General features: G+C 72.3%; 24 protein-coding genes. 12 read left to right on the top strand and 12 right to left on the bottom strand.

Annotated elements, in window-relative coordinates; all coding sequences use genetic code 11:
• Positions 1 to 56: 56 nt before the first annotated feature.
• The 3 genes from B0I32_RS22390 to B0I32_RS22380 all read right to left on the bottom strand — a co-directional run bounded on the left by B0I32_RS22390 (position 57) and on the right by B0I32_RS22380 (position 4,222).
• Positions 57 to 659 (bottom strand): TetR/AcrR family transcriptional regulator, encoded by a 603-nt coding sequence (locus B0I32_RS22390; RefSeq protein WP_106242520.1) that lies wholly within the window; start codon positions 657 to 659, stop codon positions 57 to 59.
• Positions 660 to 781: 122 nt separating this feature from the next.
• Positions 782 to 2,344: an MFS transporter gene (locus B0I32_RS22385; protein WP_106242518.1), complete on the bottom strand. Its 1,563-nt coding sequence runs from the start codon at positions 2,342 to 2,344 to the stop codon at positions 782 to 784.
• Between the two features lie 543 nt (positions 2,345 to 2,887).
• Positions 2,888 to 4,222, bottom strand: a complete 1,335-nt coding sequence (locus tag B0I32_RS22380; protein WP_106242516.1) for an MFS transporter — start codon at positions 4,220 to 4,222, stop codon at positions 2,888 to 2,890.
• A 144-nt stretch (positions 4,223 to 4,366) separates the two neighbouring features.
• Between B0I32_RS22380 and panB the strand changes: the two genes are divergently transcribed.
• Positions 4,367 to 5,206, top strand: coding sequence for a 3-methyl-2-oxobutanoate hydroxymethyltransferase (panB, locus tag B0I32_RS22375; protein ID WP_106242513.1), 840 nt, complete (start codon positions 4,367 to 4,369; stop codon positions 5,204 to 5,206).
• Positions 5,207 to 5,276: 70 nt separating this feature from the next.
• Here the strand turns inward: panB and B0I32_RS22370 are convergent, their stop codons facing one another.
• Entirely contained in the window at positions 5,277 to 6,293 is a 1,017-nt protein-coding gene (locus B0I32_RS22370) for a threonine/serine dehydratase (RefSeq protein WP_106242511.1), read from the bottom strand.
• A 9-nt stretch (positions 6,294 to 6,302) separates the two neighbouring features.
• A complete protein-coding gene (locus B0I32_RS22365) occupies positions 6,303 to 7,475 on the bottom strand; it encodes a trans-sulfuration enzyme family protein (RefSeq protein WP_106242509.1) in 1,173 nt (390 codons plus the stop codon).
• A 59-nt stretch (positions 7,476 to 7,534) separates the two neighbouring features.
• Between B0I32_RS22365 and B0I32_RS22360 the strand changes: the two genes are divergently transcribed.
• From B0I32_RS22360 to B0I32_RS22335, 6 genes are read left to right on the top strand one after another with little or no spacing between them, the layout of a single operon-like run.
• Complete coding sequence (locus tag B0I32_RS22360; protein ID WP_106242799.1) at positions 7,535 to 8,956, top strand: aminotransferase-like domain-containing protein; 1,422 nt, start codon at positions 7,535 to 7,537, stop codon at positions 8,954 to 8,956.
• Positions 8,957 to 8,968: 12 nt separating this feature from the next.
• Entirely contained in the window at positions 8,969 to 9,655 is a 687-nt protein-coding gene (locus tag B0I32_RS22355; protein WP_106242506.1) for an alpha/beta hydrolase family protein, read from the top strand.
• A 45-nt stretch (positions 9,656 to 9,700) separates the two neighbouring features.
• Positions 9,701 to 10,642: an ABC transporter ATP-binding protein gene (locus B0I32_RS22350; RefSeq protein ID WP_106242505.1), complete on the top strand. Its 942-nt coding sequence runs from the start codon at positions 9,701 to 9,703 to the stop codon at positions 10,640 to 10,642.
• A complete protein-coding gene (locus tag B0I32_RS22345) occupies positions 10,639 to 11,358 on the top strand; it encodes an ABC transporter permease (RefSeq protein WP_106242503.1) in 720 nt (239 codons plus the stop codon). The genes B0I32_RS22350 and B0I32_RS22345 overlap by 4 nt, the downstream gene beginning before the upstream one ends.
• Before the next feature lie 18 nt (positions 11,359 to 11,376).
• Positions 11,377 to 12,516, top strand: a complete 1,140-nt coding sequence (locus tag B0I32_RS22340; RefSeq protein WP_106242501.1) for a sensor histidine kinase — start codon at positions 11,377 to 11,379, stop codon at positions 12,514 to 12,516.
• Positions 12,513 to 13,118: a response regulator transcription factor gene (locus B0I32_RS22335; protein ID WP_106242498.1), complete on the top strand. Its 606-nt coding sequence runs from the start codon at positions 12,513 to 12,515 to the stop codon at positions 13,116 to 13,118. The genes B0I32_RS22340 and B0I32_RS22335 overlap by 4 nt, the downstream gene beginning before the upstream one ends.
• A 237-nt stretch (positions 13,119 to 13,355) precedes the next feature.
• On the opposite strand, the gene npdG is transcribed toward B0I32_RS22335, so the two are convergent.
• Positions 13,356 to 14,009 carry an NADPH-dependent F420 reductase gene (npdG, locus tag B0I32_RS22330; protein WP_106242497.1) on the bottom strand — a complete coding sequence of 218 codons (654 nt, stop codon included), beginning with the start codon at positions 14,007 to 14,009 and terminating at the stop codon, positions 13,356 to 13,358.
• 296 nt (positions 14,010 to 14,305) lie between these two features.
• On the opposite strand from npdG, the gene B0I32_RS22325 reads away from it, so the two are divergent.
• Positions 14,306 to 14,884 carry a hypothetical protein gene (locus tag B0I32_RS22325; RefSeq protein WP_106242495.1) on the top strand — a complete coding sequence of 193 codons (579 nt, stop codon included), beginning with the start codon at positions 14,306 to 14,308 and terminating at the stop codon, positions 14,882 to 14,884.
• On the opposite strand, the gene B0I32_RS22320 is transcribed toward B0I32_RS22325, so the two are convergent.
• Entirely contained in the window at positions 14,881 to 15,834 is a 954-nt protein-coding gene (locus B0I32_RS22320; protein ID WP_106242493.1) for a LysR family transcriptional regulator, read from the bottom strand. The genes B0I32_RS22325 and B0I32_RS22320 overlap by 4 nt on opposite strands.
• 73 nt (positions 15,835 to 15,907) lie before the next feature.
• Between B0I32_RS22320 and B0I32_RS22315 the strand changes: the two genes are divergently transcribed.
• Both B0I32_RS22315 and B0I32_RS22310 read left to right on the top strand, forming a co-directional pair.
• Entirely contained in the window at positions 15,908 to 16,162 is a 255-nt protein-coding gene (locus tag B0I32_RS22315; RefSeq protein WP_106242491.1) for a CBU_0592 family membrane protein, read from the top strand.
• Positions 16,159 to 16,902, top strand: a complete 744-nt coding sequence (locus tag B0I32_RS22310) for a cyclase family protein (protein ID WP_106242489.1) — start codon at positions 16,159 to 16,161, stop codon at positions 16,900 to 16,902. The genes B0I32_RS22315 and B0I32_RS22310 overlap by 4 nt, the downstream gene beginning before the upstream one ends.
• A 94-nt stretch (positions 16,903 to 16,996) precedes the next feature.
• Here the strand turns inward: B0I32_RS22310 and B0I32_RS57795 are convergent, their stop codons facing one another.
• A complete protein-coding gene (locus B0I32_RS57795) occupies positions 16,997 to 17,173 on the bottom strand; it encodes a hypothetical protein (protein ID WP_181307674.1) in 177 nt (58 codons plus the stop codon).
• Between the two features lie 32 nt (positions 17,174 to 17,205).
• Here B0I32_RS57795 and map point away from each other — a divergent pair, with 32 nt between their 5' ends.
• On the top strand, positions 17,206 to 18,054 hold the full coding sequence (map, locus tag B0I32_RS22305) for a type I methionyl aminopeptidase (RefSeq protein ID WP_106242487.1): 849 nt from the start codon (positions 17,206 to 17,208) through the stop codon (positions 18,052 to 18,054).
• 131 nt (positions 18,055 to 18,185) lie between these two features.
• Here map and B0I32_RS22300 read toward each other — a convergent pair whose 3' ends face one another.
• The 4 genes from B0I32_RS22300 to B0I32_RS22285 all read right to left on the bottom strand — a co-directional run bounded on the left by B0I32_RS22300 (position 18,186) and on the right by B0I32_RS22285 (position 22,709).
• Positions 18,186 to 18,575: a sensor histidine kinase gene (locus B0I32_RS22300; protein ID WP_106242485.1), complete on the bottom strand. Its 390-nt coding sequence runs from the start codon at positions 18,573 to 18,575 to the stop codon at positions 18,186 to 18,188.
• A 207-nt stretch (positions 18,576 to 18,782) separates the two neighbouring features.
• The gene (locus tag B0I32_RS22295) at positions 18,783 to 20,759 is read right to left on the bottom strand and encodes a bifunctional copper resistance protein CopD/cytochrome c oxidase assembly protein (protein ID WP_106242483.1); all 1,977 of its coding nucleotides are present in this window, start codon (positions 20,757 to 20,759) and stop codon (positions 18,783 to 18,785) included.
• On the bottom strand, positions 20,756 to 21,379 hold the full coding sequence (locus B0I32_RS22290) for a copper resistance CopC family protein (RefSeq protein WP_106242480.1): 624 nt from the start codon (positions 21,377 to 21,379) through the stop codon (positions 20,756 to 20,758). Before B0I32_RS22290 ends, B0I32_RS22295 begins: the two co-directional genes overlap by 4 nt.
• A gap of 46 nt (positions 21,380 to 21,425) precedes the next feature.
• Positions 21,426 to 22,709 carry a helix-turn-helix domain-containing protein gene (locus tag B0I32_RS22285; RefSeq protein ID WP_106242478.1) on the bottom strand — a complete coding sequence of 428 codons (1,284 nt, stop codon included), beginning with the start codon at positions 22,707 to 22,709 and terminating at the stop codon, positions 21,426 to 21,428.
• A gap of 464 nt (positions 22,710 to 23,173) precedes the next feature.
• On the opposite strand from B0I32_RS22285, the gene B0I32_RS22280 reads away from it, so the two are divergent.
• Positions 23,174 to 26,011 carry an AfsR/SARP family transcriptional regulator gene (locus B0I32_RS22280; protein ID WP_146178269.1) on the top strand — a complete coding sequence of 946 codons (2,838 nt, stop codon included), beginning with the start codon at positions 23,174 to 23,176 and terminating at the stop codon, positions 26,009 to 26,011.
• Positions 26,012 to 26,053 lie beyond the last annotated feature (42 nt).

Here is a 26,053-nt window from a genome sequence, read left to right as displayed (position 1 = left end):
TCAGGCTGCTGCGTCAGGCCACCGCATCAGGCCACCGCGTCAGGCCACCGGCGGCCTCAGGGCGCCATTCCGGCCAGGGCCGCGTCCACGACGCGCTGGGCCAGGTCGAGCGGGAGGGCGCCGGCGGGACCCCACTTGGTGTGCCAGAGCATGGCGCCGGAGATGAGCGCCATGCCCATGTCGACGTCGAGGTCGGGCCTGAGCTCGCCGGTGGCGACGCCGCGCTCGATCACGGCGCGCATCGCCTCCCGGCGCGGCACGACGGCGCGCTTGAGGAAGCGTTCCATCAGCCGGGGATAGCGGTCGGCCTCGCTCATCGCGATGTTCATCACGCACCGGCCGCGCTTCTCGCCCGACTCCTTGCGCATCGCCTCGACCAGGCTGATCAGGTCGTCGCGTACGGACGTGCCGGACAGCTCGGGCATCGGCGCCTTGAGCGTGGCCAGGGCGTCCACGATCAGGTCTTCCTTGTTGGACCAGCGCCGGTAGATGGTGGTCTTGCCGACGCCCGCCTTCGCGGCGATCGCCTCGATGGTCAGCTCGGACACGCCCATGCCAGCGGCGATCAGGTCGAGGGTCGCCTCGATGATCGCCTTCTCGGCCTTCTCGCTGCGCGGACGGCCCGCCGGGCGGGCGGTCGCGGATTCCTGGATCGACATCGCGGCCTCACCATACCTCTACAGCGTGGGAGCGCTGTGGTCCGACATGGGGAGGTGACGCGCCTTCCGCGCGTCCGCCTCCCTCGTGAGCGACTGATCGCCGCATCGGCCGGTGCTTCTTCTCACCCGGAGGAGGACGACAGCACCGGTTCGCGCCGCTCGGCGTGCTTGGCGGCGCGCGGCTTGCCGGGCATCCACCGCACCACCACGGCCAGGCCGATCAGCGCGATCACCGCGGATACCGCCGCCGTGATGTGCATGCCTTCGACGAAGGCGTGGAACGCGGGCTGGACCAGCGCCTGGCCCCGTTCGCCCAGCTGCTGCGCGACGCCCATCGTCGCCATGATCGACTCACCGGCCGCGTGCTGGACGCCCGCGGGCAGCCCGTCCAGCGCGGGCGCGATCCCGCCCCGGTAGCTGGACGACAGCACCGAGCCGAGCACGGCCACGCCGAGCGCTCCGGACACCTGGCGGACGGTGTTGCTCATCGCCGAGCCGACGCCGGCCTTCTCCCTGGGCAGCGACTCCATGATGGCGGTGGTGGCGGGCGGCATGATGTTGGCCATCGCGGCGCCCTGGACGAAGAAGATGACCTCGATCAGCACTACGGGCGTGTTCTGGTCCATGAACGCGTAGCTGGCCAGCACCAGCGCCACCACGCCCATGCTGACGCCGGCCGACAGCTTGGCGCCGAAGCGCTCGTTCACCCGCTGGCTGAGCGGCGCGAAGATCAGCTGAGCGGCGGCGAACGGGATCATCAGCGCGCCCGCCTGGATCGGCGTGAACCCCAGCACGATCTGCAGGTAGAACGTGAGGAAGAACATCCCGCCCATCATCGCGAAGAACATGATGCCCATCAGGCCGATGGCCGTGCTGAACCGGGCGTCGACGAAGCTGCGCACGTCGAAGACCGGGTGGTCGATGCGCCGCTCCCACCAGACGAACAAACCCAGCACCGCCAGGCCGAACAGGGTGGGCACCAGCACCTCGGCGCTGGCCACGGTGGCCAGCTCGCCGCCGCGGATGATGCCGTACACGACGGCCACCAGACCGATGATCGACAGCACCACGCCGACCGGGTCGAGCTTGGACGGCTTCGGGTCGCGCGACTCGGGCACGACGGTCGCGATGAGGATCATGCTGATCACCACGATCGGCACGTTCACCAGGAAGACCGAGCCCCACCAGAAGTGCTCGATCAGCACCCCGCCGGTGATCGGCCCGATCGCCACCGCGATCCCGACGCCACCGGCCCACACCCCGATCGCCTTGCCCCGCTCAGCGGGCGGGAAGACGTTGGAGATGATCGCCAGCGTGGCCGGCATGATCGCCGCACCGCCGATGCCCATCGCCGCCCTGGCCAGGATCAGCTGCGTCGGATCCTGAGAGTAGGCACTGGCCAGTGAGGCCAGGCCGAACAGCGCCATGCCGATGAACAACATGCGCTTGCGGCCGGTCCTGTCACCGATCACCCCGAACGTGAACAGCAATCCGGCGAACACCAGCGTGTAGGAGTTGATCGCCCATTCCAGCTCACTCTGCGTGGCGCCCAGACCGACCGTCTTGTCAGCGATGGTCTTCATCGCGACGTTGAGGATCGTGTTGTCCAGGACGACCGCCAGCAGGCTGAACACCAGCACGCCGAGGATTCCCCATCGGCGTGGATGCCCCGTGTTGACTTCCATGGAGAGTCCTTAAATTCGATACGACTAAGTTTCGCAACGTCACCGTATCGCAAGCTATTCCGATACGCAACGGTCTCGTTTCGTAAACCCTGGGTGAACTCTCGCCGTCCAGGGCCCGACACCTGAGGTGAGCCTGTATCCGCCCAGGTCAGGCGCATTCCCCTGTCTCCGGTGGCCGGTGTCCCCCGCCGCGCGGCCAGGCCTCCGATGACCCCGCCGACCAGCACCTGCCGCACGGGCAGCACCCGCGAACGGCTGTTCGTCCGTCAGCTCGCCCGGCCTCGGCGCGTCTGAGAGCGAGCCGCGCCGGGCCCACTGTGCTCCAACGACGACGACGCCGAAAGTCGTCTCAACTCTCGGGTGACGTTGACCACATCGTCACCGCAGACCGCACGAGCACCTTGGACAGGCCGAGCACCCGCGGACTCGTCGGACCTGTCGGACCACAGAGCCGCTCACCGACCACAGCCACTCGCCGACCCCGACGACCCGCCTGACAACCCGACGACCCGGCGACCCGACGACCCGACGACCCGACGACGGTCAATCGCGCGGCGACGGCACCGCCGCTGACGCCGCCGCGGTCGCCGCGACGGCTTCTCCGGCGGCCGGGACCGCCGGCACCGGGTGGGCCACCGGCTCGGCCGCTTCCGCCACGTCGACCACGTCGGCGGTCTCAGCGGGCGGAGCGATGACGGTGGCCGGGGCCGGGCGGCGGCGCCAGAACGGGAGCGCGACCAGGACCATGGCCACGCCGGTCAGCCCGGCCACGACGAACGCCCACTCCGGCCCCATCCCGTCGATGACGGCGCCCGCGATCGGCGCCGAGGCCGCGCCGCCGATCAGCAGGGCGGTGCCGTGGAAGCCCATCGCCTCGCCCCTCGCCTGACTGGGCACCCATCGGGTGAGCGCGTCGACCGTGGCGGACAGGGACGGCGCGCAGAGCAGCCCAGCCGGCAGCAGGGCCAGGATCAGCCAGTGCCATCCGCCTCCGACCAGCGCCACGGGAACGGTCGCCAGCCCCATCGCGGCGATCAGGCCCAGGGGTGACAGCCCTCTGGACAGGCCGCCGTACACGAAACCGCCGATGAGCGAGAAGACGCACCAGATGGCCACGGCCAGCCCCACCCACGCGGTCTGGCCCGCCTGGTTCATGGTGGCGACCAGGGACAGCTCGGTCGCGGTGAGCACGAACGTGGCCGCGGCCGCCGTGCCGAGCAGCGCCACGAAGGCGGGGGTGAGCCACTGACGGCGCGGCACCCGCGCCTTGCCGCCCCCGGCCTGCGCGAGCTCCTCGGCCGAGCGGACAGGCGGGTTGAGCACGATCAGCGCCAGGCCGGCCGCGGACATGCCGACGCCGATGACCGTCATCGTCACGCCGCTGCCGAGCGTCGTGATGCCCGCCACGGCGAGCGCGGGCCCGGCCATGTAGGACAGCTCGACCAGCATCGAGTCGAGCGCGAACCCGGTGCGCCGCTGCTCGACCGGCACCATGGCGGCCAGGCACTGCCTGGTCACGCTGAACACGGGCAGCCCCAGCAGCCCGGCCAGCGCCGCCGCCGCCACCAGGGCGGGGAACGGCAGCGCCCACGCGCACGACCAGAAGGCCGCCTGCGCCACCGTGGTGACCGTCAGGACGGGACGCAGGCCGTGTCGGTCGACGAACCTGCCCGCCAGCGGCGAGCCGATCGCCATGCCGATCGTGCTGGCCATGGCGACCACCCCCGCCGGGCCGTAGCGAAGGCCCATCACCTCGGCCACGTGCAGGGTCAGCGCCATGCCCGTGGCCGTGGCCGGCACGCGGGCGAGCAGCCCCACCAGGAGCAGCGTGGGGACGCCGGGAATGTTGAACAGGCGCCGGTAAGGGGCGAGAGCCATGGTGTTTGTTACCTCCGCACTGATTCTGGCAAGAGGCACCGACAGTTTCGCCACTGGTTTTCGCCCGTGAGCCCACGTGACATCATCGGAAATGTGTCCGGGGACGCCGCTGGGGCGCCTCGAGACGGTTCTGGAGGGTTACTCATGTCCTCTTCACCTTCTTCGACGACGCTGTACGGCGGCGCGGCCGGACGCCGTGTCACCGTCCGCGACCTCACCGCCGCCAAGGAGCGCGGAGAGCGGTGGCCGATGCTCACCGCCTACGACGCGATGACGGCCCGGGTGTTCGACGCGGCGGGCATCCCGGTGCTACTGGTGGGCGACTCGGCGGCGATGGTCGTCTACGGCTACGACTCCACGCTGCCGGTCACGGTCGACGACCTGCTGCCCCTGACGGCGGCCGTCGTCCGCGGCTCGTCGCGCGCCCTCGTGGTCGCCGACCTGCCGTTCGGCTCCTACCAGGCCTCGCCGGCTCAGGCGCTGGAGTCGGCGGCCCGCTTCATGAAGGAGGCGGGCGCCCACGCGGTCAAGCTGGAGGGCGGCCGCCGGGTCCTGCCGCAGGTCGAGGCGCTGGTGTCGGCCGGCGTGCCGGTGATGGCGCACCTCGGGCTGACCCCGCAGTCGGTCAACGTCATGGGCGGCTACCGGGTGCAGGGGCGCGGGCAGTCCGGCGACGAGCTCATGTCGGACGCCAAGGACCTGGAGCGGGCCGGGGCGTTCAGCGTGGTGCTGGAGTGTGTGCCGGCCGACCTGGCGCAGCGGGTGACGACGTCGCTGGCGATCCCGACGATCGGCATCGGGGCCGGGGCGGCGACGGACGCGCAGGTGCTGGTGTGGCAGGACCTGATGGGGCTCACGCCGCGTCCGGCCCGGTTCGTCAAGCGGTATTCGGGTCTGGCGGAGGAGATGGACCGCGCGGTGCGCGCCTTCGCCGGCGACGTGACGTCCGGGGCGTTCCCCGCGCCCGAGCACACCTACAGCTGACCTGACGTGGTGGCCGGCCTCCCACCGGCCACCACGCACCGGCCTCAGCGACAGCCGGGACGGGAGGGGGTCAGTCCGTGGTGAGAGTGGCGGGGTCGGTGTTCGAGCCGCACACCACCACGGCCACCCGCTCCCCCGGCGCGGGGGTGTAGACGCCCGACAGCAGCGCCGCGTAGGCGGCGGCGCCGGAGTGCTCGGCCGCCACCCGGTGCCGTTCCCACAGGGTGCGCCGGGCCGCCACGATCGCCTCGTCCGTCACGAGGACGCTCTCCACCCGGTCGCCGGACAGGATCTCGAACGCCAGCCCGCCGATCCTGGAGGCGCCGAGCGCGTCGGCCGCCACGCCGCTGACCTCCACCGGCACCGGCTCGCCCGCCCGGCGCGCCGCGTGCAGGGTCGGGATCCGCTCCGGCTCGACCGCCACGATCTTCGGCCCGCCACCGCCCGCCGCGCCGACCGTGATGCCAGCCGCCGTTCCGTCCGCGACCGACGCTGCTCTGTCGGCCGCGGTCCCGGACCGCGCACCAATCACGGCTGCCGTACCGACCGTGATGCCGGCCGCGAAGCCGCCACCCCCGACCGCCGCCAGCACCGTGTCCACGCCGCCGGTCTGCTCCATCAGCTCCAGCCCGGTGGTCCCCTGCCCGGCCACCACCTCGGGCTGGTCGTAGGCGTGCACCATGAGGGCGCCGCTCTCGGCGGCCCGCTTGGCGGCGGCCTCGGCGGCCTCTGAGTAGATGGCCCCGGTCTGGGTGATGTGCGCCCCCAGCGCCGCCAGCCCCGCCACCTTCACCGGGCTGGTCACCTCGGGCACGAAGATCTCGGCCCGCGTTCCGAGCGCCCGCGCCGCGAAGGCCACCGCCAGCCCGTGGTTGCCGCCGCTGGCGGCGATCACCCCGCTCCCCGGCAACTCGCCGGCGGACAGCATGCGGTTGAACGCCCCGCGCACCTTGAACGAGCCCGAGTGCTGCAGCAGCTCCAGCTTCAGCCACAACCCGTCGGCGACCTCGATGACGGGCGTGCGGAGCACGTGACCGCCGATCCTGTCGGCCGCCGCGCGTACGTCCTCATGAGTAACAGCGCACATGATGCGAGGCTATGCCAGGGCCTGGGCCACGTCGGCCCACAGGTCCTCGGGATGCTCGATGCCGACGGAGACGCGTACCGTGCCCTCCCCGATGCCGCTGCGCCGCAGCTCGTCGGGGCTCAGCGAGCGGTGCGAGGTGGTCGCGGGGTGCAGGATGAGCGTCTCGACGCCGCCGAGCGAGGGCGCGAGCAGCGCCAGGCGTACGGAGCTCATGAACTTCTCCCCCGCCGCCCGCCCGCCGGCCAGGTCGAACGAGAACACCCCGCCGAACCCGGGCAGCAGCTTGCCCGCCAGCTCGTACGAGGGATGCGAGGCCAGCCCCGGCCAGTGGACCGCGGTGACGGCGGGGTGCTCGGCCAGCCGGGTGGCCAGGAATTCGGCGTTGGAGCAGTGGCGTTCCATGCGCAGCGCCAGCGTCTGCAGCCCGCGCAGCGTCAGCCAGGCCGCGAACGGGTCGGCCGAGGCCCCGAGCTCGATCGCGAAGCGCCAGGCCCGCTCGTAGAGCTCCTGGTCGGCGAAGACCGCGATGCCGCCCACCACGTCGGTGTGACCGGACAGGTATTTGGTGGTGGAGTGCACGACGATGTCCGCGCCGTGCTCGAAAGGCCGGCACAGCAGCGGCGTGGCGAACGTGTTGTCCACCACGGACAGGATGCCGAGCTCGCGGGCGGCCTGGCACATCGCGGGCAGATCGGCGACCAACGTCATCGGGTTGCTGATCGTCTCCAGGTAGACGAGCTTCGTCTCGGGACGTACGGCGGCGCGCAGGGCGGCGGGGTCGTTCTCCGGCACGTAGGAGACGGTGATCCCGAACCGCTCGGCCAGCTCGTTGATCATCGCGGCCGTGCCGCCGTACAGGGAGCGCTGGGCCACCAGGTGGTCGCCGGGCCGCAGCAGACCGAGCAGGACGACGTTGATCGCCCCCATGCCCGATCCGGTGGAGATGGCGCTGGTCCCGCCCTCCAGCCCGGCCACGGCCAGCTCCAGCGAACGCACGGTCGGGTTGCTGTAGCGCCCGTACACGTATGATCCGTCGGGGCGTCCCATCGACGCGGCCATCACGGCGGGGTCGTCGAAGACGAACCCGGAGGTCTGGTAGATGGGCATGGTGATCGGACGGCTGCCGTCGATGGGCGGCATCGGGATGTGCACGGCCTTCGTGTCGGGGCGGAGTTCGCTCATGTCACCAGGATTCCTCGCCGGAGTATGTCGCGTCAGAGCCAATGCGGCAGAATTGGTCCATGAATGGGGCCAATCTCGATGATCTGGTCGATGCGCTGGGCCGATGGGCGTCGGGGCGCGGCCCACTGTACCTGCTGCTCGCGGGCGGTCTGCGGGCGCTGATCGACGACGGCGTGCTGCCCCCTGGCCAGGCGCTGCCGCCGGACCGGGTGCTGGCCAGGCGGCTGGCGGTGGGCCGGGGGACGGTGGTGGCCGCGTACGACCTGCTGCAGCAGGAGAGCCGCGTGGTGCGCCGCCAGGGCAGCGGCACCAGGGTGGCCGCGCTCGACCTGCCCGCCACGAGGACGGCCGACGGCGTGCCGGCCAACCCGCTGCTGCAGCACATCCTGCATCCGCCGGACGGCGTGCAGCTGCTGACGTGCGCCGCCCCGCAGGATCCGCCGCCCGCCCTGTTCGAGGCGTACGCCGAGGCCGGGGAGCGGCTGGCCGGGCTGCGCGACATGGGCTACCAGCCGGCGGGCAACCCGGCGCTGCGCGCGGCGCTGGCCGCGTACTACACCGGCAGGGGCGTGCCGACCTCGCCCGAGGAGATCATCGTGACGACGGGCGCGCAGCAGGCGCTCACGCTGCTCGCCTCGCTGCTGCTCGCGCCGGGTGACACGGTGCTGGCCGAGACGCCGACGTACCCGGGGGCGCTGGAGGTGTTCCGGCACGCGGCGGCGGCCGTCCGGCCGGCGGCGAGCGTCGAGGACGTACGCGAGCGTCCCGCTCTGGCCTACTTCGTCCCCTCGGCCCGCAATCCGGACGGCGCCGTCATGGACACCCCGACCCGCAGGCGGCTGGCCGACCTGACCGCCGCGCACGACGTGCCGCTGATCGAGGACGAGGTCTGCGCCGAGCTGTGCTTCGCCGAGGAGACGCCCGCGCCGGTCTCGTCGTTCGGGCGGGGCGAGCAGGTGATCACGGTCGGCTCGCTGAGCAAGCTGGTGTGGGGCGGGCTGCGGGTCGGGTGGATCCGCGCGGCGGCCCCCTTGGTCTCGCGGCTGGCCAGGCTGCGGGCGGTGCACGACCTCGGGGGCGAGGTGGTCAGCCAGTTCGCCGCCGCCGCGCTGCTGCGCCGGCTGGACGAGGTGCGCTCCGCGCGGATCCGCACGCTGCGCGCGCGGCACGAGCACCTGTGCGCCGAACTGCGGGCCCGGCTGCCGTCGTGGACGTTCGAGCCCGCGCTCGGCGGCCAGACCCTGTGGGTACGCCTCCCGCGCGGCGACGCCGACTCCTTCGCCCAGGTGGCGCTGCGGCACGGGGTCGCCGTCGCGGCCGGCCGGTCGTTCGACCCGCTGGGCGGGCACACCGACCGGCTCCGGCTGCACTACCTGTTCACCGAGGAGGAGCTTTCGCGAGCGGTGAACAACCTGGCCCTGGCCTGGGCCTCGTACGACGGAGCGGGACGCACCCCATCCCGGTGCGCCCTCATCGTCTGACAGGGTGGGGTGATGCAGACGACGTTCGTACTCGTGCACAGCCCTTCCGTCGGGCCCTCGACGTGGGCTCCCGTGGCCGAGTCGCTGGAGCGCCGCGGGCACGCGGCCGTGGTGCCCGACCTGACCGGCGTTTCTGCGGGAGGCGCGCCCTACTGGCCCAGGGTGGTGGAGACCGTGCGGGCCGCCACCCCCGACACCCCCGTGGTGCTGGCCGGGCACAGCAACGCCGGGTTCTTCCTTCCCGCGATCAAGGAGGGCCTGGGCGACCGGGTGGTGGCCTGCGTGTTCGCCGACGCGCACGTCCCGCCCAGGGAAGGGCTGGTCAGGACGGCGGAGGAGGAGTTCCTGCCGTTCCTGCGCGACCTGGCCGGCCCTGAGGGTGTGCTGCCGCGCTGGACCGACTGGTGGGACGAGGAGGACGTGGTGGCCATGCTGCCCGACCCCGCCGTCCGCATCAGGGTCGCGGCGGAGCAGCCCCGGCTGCCGCTCGACTACTACACGCAGGCGATCCCGGTGCCGGCCGGCTGGGACGAGGTCAGATGCTCATTCCTGTGGTTCGGGCCCCCTTACGACGCCGCCGCCGAGGAGGCGGGCCGGCGCGGCTGGCCGGTGACCCGCCTGCCCGGCATGCACCTGCACCAGATCGTCGACCCCGACGGCGTGACGGACGCGCTGCTCAAGTTGTCCAGGAAGTCGTGAATTCTTCACTGTCGCGGGCGTCGGGGCCCGGCGACAGTGGAGCGCATGACAGCCATCGAAGTGAACGGGCTCCGCAAGAGCCACCAGGGGTTCGAGGCGGTGAGAGGCGTCTCGTTCGAGGTGGCCGAGGGCGAGATCTTCGCCCTGCTCGGGCGTAACGGCGCGGGCAAGACCACCACGATCGAGGTGCTGGCGGGGTTCCAGCGGGCCGGGGGCGGGAGCGTGCGGGTGCTGGGTCACGACCCCTACGCCGAGCGCGCCGCCGTACGCCCGCGTACCGGCATCATGCTGCAGGAGGCCGGCTTCTTCCCCGAGCTCACCGTCGCCCAGACCGTCGACGCCTGGCGCGGCTTCACCGACGCGCCCCGCCCCCGGGACGAGGCGCTGGAGCTGGCCGGCCTGACCGGGCGTTCCGGCACCCGGGTGCGGCAGCTGTCCGGCGGCGAGAAGCGCCGGCTCGACCTGGCGCTGGCCCTGCTGGGCCGCCCCGACGTGCTGTTCCTGGACGAGCCGACCACCGGCATGGACCCGCAGGCGCGCGCCGCCACCTGGACCGTCATCCGCGACCTGGCCGCGACGGGCACCACGATCCTGCTCACCACGCACTACCTGGAGGAGGCGCAGCGCCTGGCTTCCAGCATGGCGATCATGGACGAGGGCCGGATCGTGGCCTCGGGCGGCATGGCCGAGACGCTCGCGGCCAGGGGCGGGCGGGTCGCCTTCCGGCTGCCCGCGCACGTGCGCACGGACGAGCTGCCGCTGCCGGTCACCGTGGCGGACGGGCTGGCCGTGTGCCGGGCCCCCGACCCCGACCTGGCCGCGCAGACGCTGCTCACCTGGGCGGCCGAGCGGGGGCTGCGACTGGAGGGCCTGGAGGTCCGCGCCGCCACCCTGGAGGACCTCTTCCTGGAGCTCGCGCCGGACGCCCGTTCCGCGGAGGGCGCCCGGCCCGCTGAGAACGCGCGATCCACGGAGGACGCACGATGAGCCTGGCCGCCACCTACCGTCTCGGCACCCGCCTGTTCTGGCGCGACAAGGCCATGCTGTTCGGCTCGGTCGTCACGCCGGTCGGCCTGGCCGTGGGCATGCCGGTGCTCATGCGCCACGTCACCCAGGACGGCGTCGCCAACGCCACGGCGATCTTCCACAGCACGATCGCGATCCTGCTGGCGATCACCGCGTTCATGAACATCGTGGTGGCCCTGACCAGCCGCCGCGACCAGCTCGTGCTCAAGCGGCTGCGCTCCACCCGGCTGACGGACGGCCAGATCCTGGCCGGCCAGATCGCCGGCACCGCCACCCAGACGGTGGGGCTGATCCTGCTGTGCGCGGTCACGGTGCGGTTCGCGGCCGACGTGCCGTTCCCGCCGGACCCGCTCGGCTTCGCCGCCGTCGTGGTCGCGGGCTCGGCCGTGCTGTCGCTGCTCGGCGCCGCGTACACGGCCGCGGTCCCGCGGGCGGAGCTGGCCGCCGCCTACACCATGCCCGTCTTCCTGCTGGCCGGGGTGTCGGCGGGCGCGATGGGCCCCATCCCGCTGCCCTCCTGGCTGCGGCCGGTGCTGGACCTGCTGCCCACCACGGCCGTGGTGGACGCCGTCAGGACCGGCGACCTGCTCGTGCCGTTCCTCGTCCTGGCCGGGTGGGCGGTCGCCGGCCTGGCCGCCGTCCGCCTGTGGTTCCGCTGGGAACCCCGCCGCTCCTAGGAGGCGATAATCGACGTCGTGGTCTCCTCGTCCGCCCGGCGGCTCTCCAGCGCGCTCATCACCGCCGTCTCGTGCGCGTACACGGTCATCGCCCTGGTCTACTTCCTCCAGGGCGCGCTGTACGGCGTGCTGGCCGTCGTGGTGTTCCTCGTCGTGGTGGCCGTCCACTACGTCAACATGCGGGCCGGCCTGCGCGGCGGACGTCCGCCGGCTTTCCCCCTGACGGTGCTGCTGCAGGTGGTGGCCACGTACCTGCCCGACTTCCTGCTCCCGGGTGGCATGTCGGCGCTCACCACGCCGCTGCTGGCCGGCACGCTGCTGGTCTACCTGCCGCTGCGCTGGGGCGGCGCCGCGGTCGGGCTGATCATGCTGTACGAGGGCACCCTGCTCTGGTTCGGCCCCCAGGCCGCCCACCTGACCCTGTTCTACGTGGTCACCGTGCCGACGACCGGCACCATGATCTACGCGCTGGTCCGGTTCACCCGGGTGACCGCCGAGCTCGAACAGGCCAGGGCCGAGCTGGCGGACGCCGCCGTACTCAAGGAACGGGTGCGCATCTCCCGCGACCTGCACGACGGCCTGGGCCGCAGCCTCACCGCGATCGCGCTCAAGGGAGACCTGGCCGGCCGCCTCATCGACCGCGACCCCGGCACCGCCCGCGCCGAGGTGGGCGAGCTGGTGCAGGTGGCCAGGGAGGCGGCCCAGGACGTGCGGCAGGTGGCCAGGGGTTACCGGGCCATGTCGCTGGCGGGCGAGGTCGGCCGGGCGGTGGCGCTGCTGGAGTCGTCCGGGGTGAGCGTCCAGGCGCATCTGGCGGACGTGACGCTGCCGACGCGGTCGGAGGAGGCGCTGGCGTGGGCCGTACGCGAGGGCGTGACCAACGTCCTGCGCCACAGCCGGGCCACGACCTGCACGATCACGACGTCGCTGCAGGAGGGCACGATCCGCCTCGAACTCGCCAACGACGGCGCCCCACCCGACTCTGGGACCGACCCCGGCCCCGGCCCCGGCGCCGGAACGGGAGTGCCGGGGGCGGGGCTCGTCAGCCTGGCCGAGCGTGCCGCCCAGGCGGGCGGGACGGCCACCGGCTCGCGGACCGGCCAGGGCGGATTCGTGCTGGCCATGGAGGTGGCCGTCCGGCGCGAGGCCGTCTCGTGATCAGAGTGCTGCTCGCCGAGGACATGCACATGATCCGCGCCGCCCTCACCGCCCTGCTCCGCCTGGAGTCCGACATCGAGGTGGTCGCGGAGGTGACCAGCGGCGACGAGATCGTCCCCGAGGCGATGCGCGTGCGGCCCGACGTGGCCGTCCTCGACATCGACCTGCCCGTGGTGGACGGCATCACCGCCGCCGCCGTGCTGCGCGAACGCCTGCCGTCGTGCCGGGTGCTGGTGCTCACCGCCATGGGCCAGCCCGGCCACGTCCGCAGGGCGCTGGCGGCCGGCATCGAGGCCTTCCTGGTCAAGGACGCCCCTGGCGACCGGCTGGCGGAGTCGATCCGGCGCACCGCCGCCGGGCTGCGCGTCCTGGACGCCGAGCTGGTCTCCTCGGCCATGGAGTACGGCGAGAGCCCGCTCACGCCCAGGGAGACCACCGTGCTCCGGGAGGCGGCCAGGGGCGCCTCGGCCGAGGAGATCGCCACCCGCCTCCACCTGTCCCCCGGCACCGTCCGCAACTACCTGACCGGGGCGATCACCAAGACCGGAGCCCGCAACAAGATCGACGCCATCAGGATCGCCGAGGACGGCGGCTGGCTGTGACAGCCCCTGGCTCCCTGCCCCGGCGAGCGGCTCCGGGCACGCACCCGTGACGCAGCGGGACCTGCCGGCGGTGCGACTCTTCGGACTCTGACCCGCCTGGAGATCAACCCACCGAAGGTCAGCTGCCGGTGCCGCGCAGCCCGGCGAGGCCGCCCACCGGAGAACGCCCCCCGAAGGTCAGATGTCGGTCATGCGCAGCACGACGACGCCACTCACCGGAGAACGACCCGCCGGAGGTCAGATGTCGGTGATGCGCAGGCCGGCGTGGGCCTTGTAGCGGCGGTTGATCGAGATGATGTTGGCGGTCAACGCCTCGATCTGGTACGCGTTGCGCAGCCGGCCGCCGTACACCCCGCGTACGCCGGGAATGGCCTCGGCCAGCGCCCGTACCAGGTCGGTGGCCTCGCGGTCGTCGCCCAGCACCAGCACGTCGAGATCGACCTTGTCCACCGCCGGGTCCATCAGCAGCACGGCCGACACGTGGTGGAAGGCCGCCACCACCCGGCTGCCGGGCAGCACGGCCGCCGCCTGCTGGGCGGCGCTGCCCTCCTCGACCGGCAGCGCGTAGGCGCCCTGCTTGTCGAACCCGAGAGGGTTGACGCAGTCGACGACGATCTTGCCGGCCAGCACGTCCCTGAGGGACTCCAGCAGCGCCTTGTGCCCCTCGTACGGCACCGCCACGATCACGATGTCGGCCCGGGCGGCGACGGCGGCGTTCTCGTCACCGGTCGCGCCCGAGCCGATGGAGTCGGCCGCCTCCTGGGCGCGCTGCGCGCTGCGCGAACCGATCAGCACCGGGTGCCCCGCCAGCGCGAAGCGCCGCGCCAGCCCCTTCCCCTGGTCACCGGTGCCGCCGAGGATGGCGATGGAAAGCCCGTTCACGTCTGTCATAGCCCGATCATGTCAGGCCCGGGCGGCCCGCGATCCGTCCGGGCCCTCTTTGAGCCGGCGACGCCCGGCACGGCAAGCGCACCGCCCCTCGCACCCCACTTCGCGTCCGGACATCGCCCGCATATCGCCCGTACCTCGCGTCCGCACCTCGCGTGCGCACTTCGCCCGCCCCCTGGTGCCCACACCTCGCCACCGGATGAGTCACCGAGGGAGCCCCCTCTCAGCCACCGCATCAGGCGCTGACTCACGGACCGAATCAGTCACCGGGGTCCACGCCCGTCAGGCACCATGGGGTGATGGACTCAGGATCGGTGGCACTCCTGCGCGAACTGCTCTCCGGGAGCGGCTGGCTCGACCGCGCCCGTGAGCTGGGCCTGGCGCTTCGTGCCACGCGGTCACCCGGCGGGCTGCTGGTGGTGGGCACCCCCGACGAGGAGCCCTGGCATGTGACCGCCCACCTCGCCGACGAGGCCCGCCTGTCCGGTCTGCCCCAGCTCGCCCCCACCCTGGTGCGCTGGTCCCCGCCGGAGGACGCTCCCCCACACCTGCGCGTCGGCCTCGACCGGCTGGAGCAGGCCGCGCGCGGGGAGACGTTGTTCGTGCTGTCCGAACAGCAGGCGCCGGTCCCGCTGCTGGAACGGGTGGACGACGCGCGGCGCATCGGGGCCACCATCCTGGCGATCGAGGGCGGCGACCCCGAGCTGACCGGGCTGGCGCACGACGCGATCACGGTGCCGCGCGACGGGCTGGTGACGTTCGACGGGGCGCAGCACCTGGTGAGCGCCGCGGCCGGCGAGCTCGAACGCCGCCCCGGCCTGCGCGCCCGCCTGGCGAGCCTCCTGGACAAGGTCAGCGGCCCCCACCTGACCGACTAATCCACTTTTTCGGGCTCTCCCAGCCGGCCGCGCAGTGACGCCGCCAGGTCCGCGGTGGCCTCCTCGATCGCTCCGATCACCACGGCCTGCACCGGATCGGGCTCCCCCGACCTGGTACGGCTGACGCGCGTGACGGCGTCCAGCCTGCGTGCCCCCACGTCGCGCACCTCGCTCACCCGTACCTCACCCTCCGGAACGTCGAGCAGGGCCAGCGTGGGCACGATCGCCACCCCGTGCCCGGCCGCCACCAGCGCCAGCGCCGGCCCGAACTCGGTGATGACGTGCACCTTGCGCGGCTCGAACCCGTGCAGCCCGGCCAGCCGCTCCAGCGCCTGCCCGCATGCCTGGGTCGGCTCGCCCGCCACCCAGGGCAGCCGGATGAGGTCGGCGACGGTGGCCGGCGGGTCCGGCCAGTCCGGCGGGACCACGATGCGGTATTCGTCCACGTACAGCAGCCGCGTGCTCAGCGACGGCTGTGACAGGGTGGGCAGGCTCATGTCCTGCTCGGTGATGAGCAGGTCGACCGCGCCGAGCCGCAGCTCCTGCAGCGCCGGCTGCCCGTAGATCTCGTGGATGATGAGCGAGATCTTCGGATGGCGTACGGCCAGGTCGCGCATGGCGGGCACCAGCACGTGCTGGATCACCGTGGGGAAGGCGGCGATGCGCACCGGCCCGGCCAGGCGCTCGGTGAAACGGGTGAGCTCCCGCTTGGCCTCGTCCAGCTCCTCCTCGACCCGGTCGGCGTAGCCGGCCAGCACCCGCCCCGCCGGGGTGAGCGACACGCTGCGCTGGGAGCGGTCGATGAGAGCGAGCCCGACCTCGCGCTCCAGCTGGGCGAGTTGCTGGGAGACGGCGGACGGCGTCAGGTAGAGCGCCTCGGCGGCCCGCATCACGCCGCCGCGCCGCGCGACCTCGCGTAAGACGCGCAGCCGCCTGGGGTCGATGTCCATGCAGGTCAGCTTACGCGCGCGGTGAAGAATCCCTCATTTGTGCCACACAGCCCGTGATCCCGACAATGACGCCATGGATCTCCTGCTCGCCGTCGCCGGCTGGCTCGGCGCCGCCCTGCTGCTGGCCGGCTACGCGCTCGTCTCGTCCTCCCGCCTGTCGGGCGACGGGACCGCGTACCAGCTCATCAACCTGGCCGGCTCGCTCGGGCTGATGATCAACAGCGCCTACAACGCCGCCTGGCCGTCGGCCGGGCTCAACCTCGTGTGGGCCGCCATCGGCGTCGTGGCCCTGGTCAAACTGGCCCGGATCGGTACGGTGAAAAAATGATCGTCGAGCTCAGCCACCGCATCACCGACGGCATGCGCACCTATCCCGGCATTCCCGCCCCGCGCCTGGGTGTGCACCTGAGCAGGGAGGACTCGCGGAAGGTGTACGCGCCGGGCACGGAGTTCCACATCGGCACGATCACGCTGGCCGCCAACACCGGCACCTACCTCGACACCCCCTTCCACCGCTACGCCGAAGGACCGGACCTGTCACAGGTCCCCCTGGCCAAACTGGCCGACCTGCCCGGCCTGGTCATCCGCGCCACCGGCGGCGCGATGCCCACGGGCACGGAGCCGGACGTGCGCGGCACCGGACGCCAGGAGCGCATCACACCGATCGCCGGACGCGAAGAGCCCGCCGCACAGGACGGGCGGGCGGTGCACGTCAGTGAGGAGCTGGACGTGCGGGGCCGCGCCGTGCTCATCCACACGGGCTGGGACCGGCACTTCGGCACCGACGCCTACCTGCACGGCCATCCCTACCTCGCCCCCGAGTCGGCGGCGTGGCTGGCCGGCCAGGGCGCGGCCCTGGTCGGGATCGACTCGCTGAACATCGACGACACCCCGGCGCACGGCGAACGCCCCGCGCACTCGATCCTGCTGGCGGCGGGGATCCCCCTGGTGGAGCACATGACGGGGCTGGCGGCGCTGCCCGACGGGGGCTTCCGCTTCCACGCCGCGCCACCGATGATCACCGGCATGGGCACGTTCCCGGTCAGGGCATACGCGATCGTCCCCTAGTCCCGGCGCACCGCGTCAGACCGCTGATCCCGGCGCACCGCGTCAGGCCCCTGGTCCCGGCGCACCGTCTCAGGCCGCTGATCCCGGCCCGCTGTCAGTCATCGTCCTCGTCGGCTTCGTCCCACGCCTTGTTGCGGTCGGCGGCGCGCTGGAGTGCCCCCGCCGCCTCCTGCTCCGAGGCGTAGGGACCCATCCGGTCCTTGTTGGGGCAGCCCTCGTCAGGCTCGACCCGCATGTGCTTGAGACAGAACCACCACTGGCCTTCGCTCACAAGGTCAATTCTGCCCCGTAGACTCAGGTTTCATGACGACACTGCTCCAGCCAGGGCGAGTCTCGCCCCTGCGAAAGGTCCCCGCGCACATCGAGCGGCCGGAGTACGTCGGCAAGAAGCGCCCCAAGACCGGCGAGTCCGACGTGAAGAGCCCCGAGACCATCGAGCGGATGAGGGTGGCCGGCCGGATCGCCGCCCAGGCTCTCGAAGAGGTCGGCAAGCACGTCCGGCCCGGCGTCACGACCGACGAGCTCGACCGGATCGGGCACGAGTTCCTGCTCGACCACAACGCCTACCCGAGCACGCTCGGCTACAAGGGCTATCCGAAGTCGCTGTGCACCTCCATAAACGAGGTCATCTGCCACGGCATCCCCGACGACACCGTGCTGCGCGACGGCGACATCGTCAACGTCGACATCACCGCCTACATCGGCGGCGTCCACGGCGACACCGACGCCACCTATCTGGCGGGCGAGGTGGACGAGGAGTCGCGGCTGCTGGTGGAGCGCACGCGCGAGGCGATGATGCGGGCCATCAGGGCGGTCGCGCCCGGCCGCCAGCTCAACGTGGTCGGCCGGGTCATCGAGGCCTACGCCAAGCGGTTCGGCTACGGCGTGGTGCGCGACTTCACCGGCCACGGCATCGGCACCAGCTTCCACTCCGGCCTCATGGTGCCCCACTACGACGATCCGTCGCTGCGGGTGGAGCTGGTGCCCGGGATGACGTTCACGATCGAGCCGATGCTGACGCTCGGCACGATCGAGTACGAGATCTGGCCGGACAAGTGGACGGCCGTGACGAAGGACCGCAAGCGTACGGCCCAGTTCGAGCACACGATCGTCGTCACGGACACCGGCAGCGAGATCCTCACCCTCCCCTGACCCGGCCGCCCGCGCCCCAGCCCGCGTCCACCAGCCCGAGCTCATCAGCCTGAGCCCATCAGTTCGAGGTCCTCGGGCCCCGGACGCACGCGTCCCGAGCCGGAGGCGGAGCGAGCCGAGCTGGCAGGCGTTCAGCGGTGGCGGGGGACCACCCCCGTCACCGTCGTGCCCTCACCGAGCACGCTGTTGACCGACAGGCTGCCGCCGATCTCCGCGAACGCCGCCCGCATCCTGGCGAGCCCTCGCCCGTTCGCGCCCAGGAGGAAGCCCTGGCCGTTGTCGCTGATCGTCATGCGCAGCCCGCTCTTGCCGGCCGTCACGGCGATGGACACGGTCCGGGCCCTGCTGTGCAGCTCCACGTTGGACAGAGCCTCGCGCATGGTGGCCATGACGCCGCTCGAGACGCGGGACGGCACGTCGGTCGAGGGCAGTGCCCAGGTCTCGACCGCGATGCCCGTCCGTTCCGACCATTCGGCCAGATAGCTTTCGAGCGCCTCGGCCAGGCTCTGCCCCCCGCGCATCCGTGTCTCTTCCGACAATGCTTTCGCCTTCCTCGGCACTCGGGCCCAGCGCCGGTCCCCACTCCGGCGCCCCCCGACCGGCGCTGCGCGCCCCCCTCAAGGCCTGCGCACGCTAGTCGATGGGGTTATGCCCGTCTCCCCTGTAAGAAAGGCTACCTGTCGGTCCAGAGACTTGTAGTCGGAAGGTAGAAGGCCATGACCGAACCGCTACTCGCCCTTGTCAGCGCGGTTGAGACGGGCGAGATAGTCGTTGTAGGAGTCGAGTTCCGGGTCTCCTGCGCCGGTCCGGTCGGCCCGGCGGTCGGCCCTGCGGGCCTGCCTGTCGTCGTCCTTGTACCACTGGACGGCGATGGCCAGCAGCACGAGCAGCGTCGGGATCTCGCCGAACCCCCAGGCGATGGCGCCGCCGTCGCGCTGGGTCTGCAGCAGGGTGTCGCCCCAGGTGCGGCCGAGCTGCTCGTACCAGCCTGAGGCGATCACGCCGCCCATCATCATGAGCGCGATGCCGAAGAAGGCGTGGAACGGCATGGTCACGAAGAGCATGAGCAGCCGCCACACGTAGGGGAGCCGGTGCGGCCCGGGATCGACCCCGATGATCACCCAGAAGAACAGGCTGCCGCTGATCAGGAAGTGCAGCGTCATCCAGATGTGGCCGAGGTGCTCGTTCATGGCCGACTCGAACAGCGGCGTGAAGTAGAGCGCGTAGGTGGAGGTGACGAAGATGGCGGTGGCGACGAGGGGGTGGGTGACGACCTTGGTGAAGCGGCTGTTCAGGATCGTGGTGATCCACTCGCGCGGTCCTCTGTCGCCTCTCCTGGACGCGGGCTTGAGCGCGCGCAGGGCCAGCGTGACGGGCCCGCCGAGGACGAGGAAGATCGGCACCACCATGGACAGCGTCATGTGCTCGATCATGTGGATGTCGAACATGACCTTGGCGTAGCGGGCCAGCCCGCTCTGGGTGGAGAAGACCAGCAGGGCCACGCCGATGTACCAGGCCGCCGTGCGCCCCCACGACCAGCGGTCGCCGCGCCGCAGCAGCCGGACCATGCCGGCCCCGTACAGGCCGGCCAGGGCGGCCGCCACGACGGCGAAGAACAGGTCGAACCACCACATCGTGAAGATGCCGGACAGTGTGAGCGGCGGCGGGAGCGGGAAGCCGAGCAGTTCGAAGGCCCGGTCGGCGGGGATGCTGTATTCGGGCGGCGGCGTGCGCGACAGCGCCACGGCCACCCCGACGGTGGCGAACATGAGCAGCGTCTCGCCGCCGGCCAGCCGGGTGAACGCCCGCGGCTTCCCGGCCCGCAGGTCGGCCAGCGTGCGCTGGCGGTGCCAGTAGCCGACGTAGCCGAGCAGCACGAACGCCACGATCTTGGCCAGCGCGAGCAGGCCGTACTCGGAGGTCCACAGGTCGGAGATCGCGCCCAGCCGCGCGACGAGCGCGAACAGCCCGGACAGCCCCACGCCGGCGTAGCACCACAGCGCCATCCGGGAGAAGCGGGTGGCCACCACGTCGAGCTGGGGCTGCTTGCGCAGCGCGTGCAGGGCCAGCACGCCGAGCCCGCCCACCCACAGGGCGAGCGAGAGCAGGTGCAGCGAGACCGAGGAGGTGGCCAGGTCGTGGTTGGGCGAGGAGGAGGTGTGCCCGGTGAGCGGCGCGGGCAGCAGCGTGACCAGCGCGAACACGAGCAGCCCGGCAGCGGCGCCGGCCGTGATGGCGCCGCGCGAGAACAGCGCGATCGCCACCCCGAACAGCACCACGAGCGTCAGCGCCACGCCTTGGGTGGTCTGGGTGGCGTAGCTGGTCAGGATGGTGCGTTCGAGGATCTGCGGCACGGTCCTGCCGATGGACTCGGCGACGCCGAAGACGATGGCGAGGAAGGCCGATCCGGCCCACACCAGCGCCGCCCACGAAGCGGCCTTGACGTAGTCGAGCGCGCTCTTGCCGAGCACGCCCTTGTCGTTGGGCAGCAACAGGGCGGCCATCAGCAGCAGGCCGACGGTGACCACGCCCGCGGCGTCCATCAGCAGCTTGGACAGCGGCAGCCCCCACCGGACGACCACGCCGGAGTCGGGCAGCCCGGGGATGATCCTGGGGAACGCCCTGCCGCCGGCGATCATGCCGATGACCAGGGCGACGATCGCAGCCACGGAGGCCGCGACGGTGAGGCGCACGGCCCGGCTCATGGGCGCTTTCTCCGCGCGCTGAGCAGGAAGCCGATGCCGACGCCGACGAGGGCGCCGATGACGACGATCAGCCAGACGGGGAAGGAGACGTCCTGCCCGGCCGAGGCGCGGTCGGCGGCGGCCTGGCTCTCGGGCGCGCCGCCCGCGGGCGACGGCGGGCTCGCGCTCTGCTCCGCCGGCGGGGCCGCGCTCCCCGTCTCGGCGGGCGCCGAGCCGGTGGCGCCGGCGGAGGCCGAAGGGCTGGGGGACGGCGTCGAGCCCTCCACCCGGAACGGGATCTCACCCTCGATCGGGTGCCCGTCGGACGACACGACCCGGTAGGCGATCGTGTATTTCCCGTCGGGCAGCGGCCCGTCGACCGCCTGCGTCACCACGGCGCCGTCGACCTCGGGCTTGCCGCTCTGGTGCTGGGCGTCGCCGGCACCGCGCACGATGACGAACGGCAGGCGCACCTTGGCGCTGAACTCGAGCGTGACCTCGTCGAGCGAGGTGACCTTGGCGCCCTTGGCCGGGGAACTGCTCTTGAGGGCGTCGTGCGCCAGCGCGGGGGCCGCGGTGCCGAACACGAGCAGGGCGGCGGCGAGCATCGCGGTGAGGGCCGCGATCGGGGATCTCTTCATGGCACCCCCAAGGCTACCGACGCCACTGCCCGGTCCGGACTCCGCTCTACAATCCCGCGCAGGCGAGCGCGCGCTGGTAGGCGTCGACCGCGCCGTCGGCGTCGCCGAGCTGCTCCATCGTCTCGGCCGTGGCGTACCAGTGGGAGGCCGAACGGCGGGAGTCGGGCAGCGGCGAGAGCCAGCTCTCGACGGCGGCGGCGTGCTCGCGCCCCTCCTGCGACCGGCCGACCTCGCCGTAGATGCGGCCGAGCAGCAGGTTGGCCTCCGCGCCCATCACGTGGCCGTATTCGGGGAGCAGGTTTCTGCTGGCCACGGCGTGCTCGGCGGCGCTGTCGAGGTCGTGGGTCATGTATTCGGCGCAGGCCAGCTCCAGGTAGAGGACCGCCTGGTCGATCGTGCTGGTGGAGGTCTGCTCGAACTCGGTGATGGCCGCGCGCAGCACGTTGCGCACGCTCGCCGGGTCCTGGGCGCCGGTGCGCAGCCGGGTGCGCGCGGACTGGACCCGCATCCTGGCGGTGTTGCGCGGCTGGCCGTGCTCCAGCTGGACGGCCAGGGCCCGCTCGATGAAGGTCACCGCCTCGTCGTTGTGGCCGGTGGCGCGGGCGACGAGGGAGGCGTTCCAGTTGGCCGCCACGATGGAGCGCGGGGTGCCGAGGGTGTCGGCCGCGTTGAGCAACTCGGCCGCGAACTGCCTGGCGCGCAGCATGTCGCCGCGCTCGTAGTAGGCCATCAGCAGCGTGGCGGCCAGCTCGACCAGAAGATCGTTCCAAGGCTGGCGGGCGTTGCCGCTGAGCAGCTGCTCGCCCACCTCGACGGCCTCGCTGAGCCGCTCGCTCTCGCGGTAGGCGCGGCACAGCGCCACGGCCACCTCGATGGCGCGCTCGGGGGAGAGCTCCTCCTCGCGCAGCTTCAGCATGATGGAGATCGCCTGGTCGAGGTCGCCTCCGGCCTCCGTGGCGAGGGCCAGCCCGAACTCGGCGTCTTGACGCAGCGCTGTCAGACCTGCCAAGTTACTGTTTCCCAGGAGCTCCGCGAAACGCGTGCGGGCCTCGGCGACCTCGCCGTTCTCGAGCGCGAGCCGCGCATAGCCGAGAGCGAGCTCGATGTCCTCCATCTGTTCGGCGGTGACGCCGTTGATCAGATAGGACAGCGAGCAGTCCAGTTTGTTGGCCAGCAGCTCCAAGACCGCAGGGGTGGGAGTACGCTTACCGCTCTCGATCAGTGAGACGTAACTGTCCGACAACTCGGGATGGGCCAGCTGCGCCTGTGACAAGCCGCGTTGCCGCCGAACCGTCTTGATACGGAGTCCGACTAGGTCAGATGTGGTCACAGCAGCCGCTCCCTGAGAAGATAAGTCCGAGCAACTCACATAGGCGAGGGAGAGAACCCCATGCGCATGCGCATTGCCCTGTCAATCCTGGCTGTCGCGATCGGCACCGCGGTAGCCCTTGGAGGTAATGTTACGGCCGCGAGTGCCACGACGTCTTCCCTCTCCAGCGCGGCGACCGACCTCGGTTGCTGCTGAACCGGCTGAGGCCGGGAAAGGACAAGGCGACACCCCGGACACGCACCGCACTCCGTGTCCGTCTCACGCGATGGCGCGGCCGGTGAAAGGACCCCCGGGTCCCGCCACCTGCCGTCCACGCGGTCCATACTGAGCGGCCGGTCAGGCAGAGCCCCTGTGACCTAATACACACCCAGCACGGTCGAATGACAAGGTATCCACCGCATCTACATTTCATCTACATGCGTCACGGGGCCCTCGACGCCTCCATGAACGTCTAAGCTCCCTACGTGGATCCGACAGTCGATCACGGGAGTCCGAGGGCGGCCGGTCTGACCATAGGTCTGCTGGGCCCGGTGACCGGCGCGCTCGACGGCGCGGCCATCGACGCGGGCCCCCCGCTCCAGCAGGCGATCATGGCGATGCTGGCGGTCCGGGCCGGCCGGGTGGTCACCCTGGCCCAGCTGATCGAGGGCGTGTGGGGAGACTCTCCCCCGCCCAGCGCCGCGCAGAGCGTCTACACCTACATCGCCGGGTTACGCCGGGCCTTCGAGCCGGGGCGCGGGCGGCGCGAGCCCCCCGGGGTGCTGGCCCGCACCGCCGGCGGCTACCGCCTGAACCTCGATCCGGGGCGGATCGACACCCACGTCTTCGCCGGGCGGGCGGACGCGGCGGCGCGGGCGGCCAAGGCCGGCGACCTCGACGAGGCGGTGCGCGGGCTCGACGAGGCTCTCCCCCTCTGGCGCGGCCGGCCGCTGAGCGGCGTGCCGGGCCCCTTCGCCGACGACGAGCGCGCCCGCCTGGAAGAGCTCCGGCTGACCGCCGTCGAGGCGAGGGCGGACGCGCTGCTGCGGCTGGGCCGCCCGCGAGACTGCCTGGCCCAGCTGCAGGACCTGTCCCGAGGTCATCCGCTCCGCGAGCGCCCCCGCGAGCTGCTCATGCTGGCCCTGCACGGGTGCGGGCGCCAGGCCGAGGCGCTCACGCTCTTCGAGCAGACCCGGCGCGTCCTGTCGGAGGAGCTCGGCGTCGATCCCGGCGAGGGCCTGCGCCTGGCGCACCGCGTGGTCCTGTCCGGCACCGGCGGGCCGGCCGTGCCCGATCCGCTGATCCCCCGTCAGCTGCCCCGCGACCTGCTCGCGTTCGTCGGCCGCTCGCGGGAGATCGTCCGGCTGCGGAGCCTGCTGGACCCCTGGGACGAGGCTCCGCCGCATCCGTTCGTGGTGATCTGCGGCCCACCGGGCGTCGGCAAGTCGGCGCTGGCCGTGCACGTCGCGCACGCGGTGCGCGACCGGTTCCCCGAGGGGCAGCTGTACGTCAACCTGCGCGGCGGCACCCCGAACGTGGCCCGCCTGTCCTCGCACGAGATCTTCAGCCGGCTGCTGCGCGGCATCGGCACGCCCGACGACGCCGTGCCGGTGGACGAGGACGAGGCCGCCGCCCTGTGGCGGAGCAGGCTCCAGGGCCGGCGGCTCCTCGTGCTCCTCGACAACGCGGCCGACCTGGGCCAGGTCAGGCCGTTCGTCTCGGCGCCGCTCGGCACGGCGGTCCTGGTGACCAGCAGGGAGTCTCTCGTGGCCGGCGACGACTGCGTCCAGCTGCGCCTGGGCCCGCTGTCCGACGCCGAGGCGACCGCCATGCTGTCCAAGCTCGTCGGCGCCGACCGCGTCTCCGCCGACCTCGGCCAGACCACCCGGCTGGCGCGTCTCTGCGACGGCTTCCCCCTGGCCCTGCGCATCGCCGGCGCGCGGCTGGCCGACCGCCCCGACTGGACCGTGGGCGCGCTGACGGCCCGGCTCACCGACGAACGGCAGCGGCTGCGGGAGCTGGAGGCGGGCGAGCTGGCCGTACGGTCGAGCCTGGCGGCCAGCTGGGGCGCGCTCAACGGCAGCAGCCGCGAGATCGACGGGGACGCGGCGCGGCTGCTGGGCCTGCTCGGCCTGCTCCACGTGCCCGACATCACCGTGGAGGCGGCCACGGCGCTGTCCGGTTCGCCGTCGTACCAGGTCGAGCGCGGTCTGGAACGTCTGTGTGACGCCCACCTGCTGGAGGCGACCGAGCCGGGACGCTATCGGATCCACGACCTGGTGCGGCTGTTCGCCGGGGCGCTGATGGAGGCCGATGAGCGCGTCCGGCCGCTGCGGCGGGCGATCGGCTACTACGCCGCGTCCGCGCGGGCCGCGGCCGTCACCAGCCAGCCGCACCGGGTGCACTGCGCGTATCCGGAGGTCGTGGAGCGGGGCCGCCGGTTCGGCGGCCCCGAGGAGGCGCACGACTGGCTGCGGAAGGAGGAGCCCATCCTGCTCGCCGCCGCGTTCCAGGCGATGGCGGACCAGGACGACGACATCGCGCGGGCGGGCACCGCGATCGGGTTCGCGCTGTGGTGGTACCAGCAGCGGGCCTACCGGGTGGCCGACCTGGTCGCGCTCGGGGAGCGGCTGCTCGCGACGGGGCGGCGCCTCGACGACCCGGTGATCACCATGGAGGGGCACGCCCATCTCGCGACGGGCCTATACCTGAGAGGCGACCGCTCCGTCTTCCAGCACGGCGAGCGGCACCTGGGCCTGGCCAGGCAGCTCGGTGACCGGTTCAACGAGCAGCGCGCGCACGGCAACCTGGCCTCCACGCACGTCAAGTGGGAGCAGTACGACGACGCGCTGGAGCACGCGCTGGCCCAGCGGGCGATCGCCTCCGACATGGGCTCACGGGTCGGGGAGCTCTACGCGCTGCTCACGATCGGGCGCGTCAGCATCGACCTCGGCCGGTTCGACGAGGCGCTGCGGGCGCTGGACGAGGGGGCGGAGATGGCCCGCCGCGCCGGCGACGGGCTGCGGCTGGTGGAGTTCGCGCTGGCCAGAGGGCGAGCGCTGATCGAGCTGGGCGAGCTGGCCACGGCGCTGTCCGTGCTCACCGACGCCTCGGGTCCGGCCCGGGTCAGCAAGATGACGGAGGTGGGCTGCCTGGTCTATCTGGCGCGCGCCCACCGCCTGCTCGGCCAGGGCCGTGAGGCGATGCGGCGCGGCTCGGAGGCGGTCGCGCTGGCCGAGAGCATGGGCAGCGCGTACTGGCTGGAACGGGCGGTCAAGGAGCGCGAGGCCGCGGGACCGGCCAGGGACTCGATCAGCACCTGAGCGGCGGGCTCACCGGAGCGGGCTCACCAGGGCGCGGTCACC

This window comes from Nonomuraea fuscirosea (assembly GCF_003001935.1).
GTDB lineage: Bacteria > Actinomycetota > Actinomycetes > Streptosporangiales > Streptosporangiaceae > Nonomuraea > Nonomuraea fuscirosea.
The sequence above is the reverse complement of the archived record's forward strand: the minus strand, read 5'-3'. Positions and strand labels throughout refer to the sequence as shown.

Coding starts and splice junctions, on each gene's coding strand:
- B0I32_RS22390 (WP_106242520.1), bottom strand. CDS start 659: ATGTCGATCCAGGAATCCGCGACCGCCCGCCCGGCGGGCCGTCCGCGC.
- B0I32_RS22385 (WP_106242518.1), bottom strand. CDS start 2,344: ATGGAAGTCAACACGGGGCATCCACGCCGATGGGGAATCCTCGGCGTG.
- B0I32_RS22380 (WP_106242516.1), bottom strand. CDS start 4,222: ATGGCTCTCGCCCCTTACCGGCGCCTGTTCAACATTCCCGGCGTCCCC.
- panB (WP_106242513.1), top strand. CDS start 4,367: ATGTCCTCTTCACCTTCTTCGACGACGCTGTACGGCGGCGCGGCCGGA.
- B0I32_RS22370 (WP_106242511.1), bottom strand. CDS start 6,293: ATGTGCGCTGTTACTCATGAGGACGTACGCGCGGCGGCCGACAGGATC.
- B0I32_RS22365 (WP_106242509.1), bottom strand. CDS start 7,475: ATGAGCGAACTCCGCCCCGACACGAAGGCCGTGCACATCCCGATGCCG.
- B0I32_RS22360 (WP_106242799.1), top strand. CDS start 7,535: ATGAATGGGGCCAATCTCGATGATCTGGTCGATGCGCTGGGCCGATGG.
- B0I32_RS22355 (WP_106242506.1), top strand. CDS start 8,969: ATGCAGACGACGTTCGTACTCGTGCACAGCCCTTCCGTCGGGCCCTCG.
- B0I32_RS22350 (WP_106242505.1), top strand. CDS start 9,701: ATGACAGCCATCGAAGTGAACGGGCTCCGCAAGAGCCACCAGGGGTTC.
- B0I32_RS22345 (WP_106242503.1), top strand. CDS start 10,639: ATGAGCCTGGCCGCCACCTACCGTCTCGGCACCCGCCTGTTCTGGCGC.
- npdG (WP_106242497.1), bottom strand. CDS start 14,009: ATGACAGACGTGAACGGGCTTTCCATCGCCATCCTCGGCGGCACCGGT.
- B0I32_RS22325 (WP_106242495.1), top strand. CDS start 14,306: ATGGACTCAGGATCGGTGGCACTCCTGCGCGAACTGCTCTCCGGGAGC.
- B0I32_RS22320 (WP_106242493.1), bottom strand. CDS start 15,834: ATGGACATCGACCCCAGGCGGCTGCGCGTCTTACGCGAGGTCGCGCGG.
- B0I32_RS22315 (WP_106242491.1), top strand. CDS start 15,908: ATGGATCTCCTGCTCGCCGTCGCCGGCTGGCTCGGCGCCGCCCTGCTG.
- B0I32_RS22310 (WP_106242489.1), top strand. CDS start 16,159: ATGATCGTCGAGCTCAGCCACCGCATCACCGACGGCATGCGCACCTAT.
- map (WP_106242487.1), top strand. CDS start 17,206: ATGACGACACTGCTCCAGCCAGGGCGAGTCTCGCCCCTGCGAAAGGTC.
- B0I32_RS22300 (WP_106242485.1), bottom strand. CDS start 18,575: ATGCGCGGGGGGCAGAGCCTGGCCGAGGCGCTCGAAAGCTATCTGGCC.
- B0I32_RS22295 (WP_106242483.1), bottom strand. CDS start 20,759: ATGAGCCGGGCCGTGCGCCTCACCGTCGCGGCCTCCGTGGCTGCGATC.
- B0I32_RS22290 (WP_106242480.1), bottom strand. CDS start 21,379: ATGAAGAGATCCCCGATCGCGGCCCTCACCGCGATGCTCGCCGCCGCC.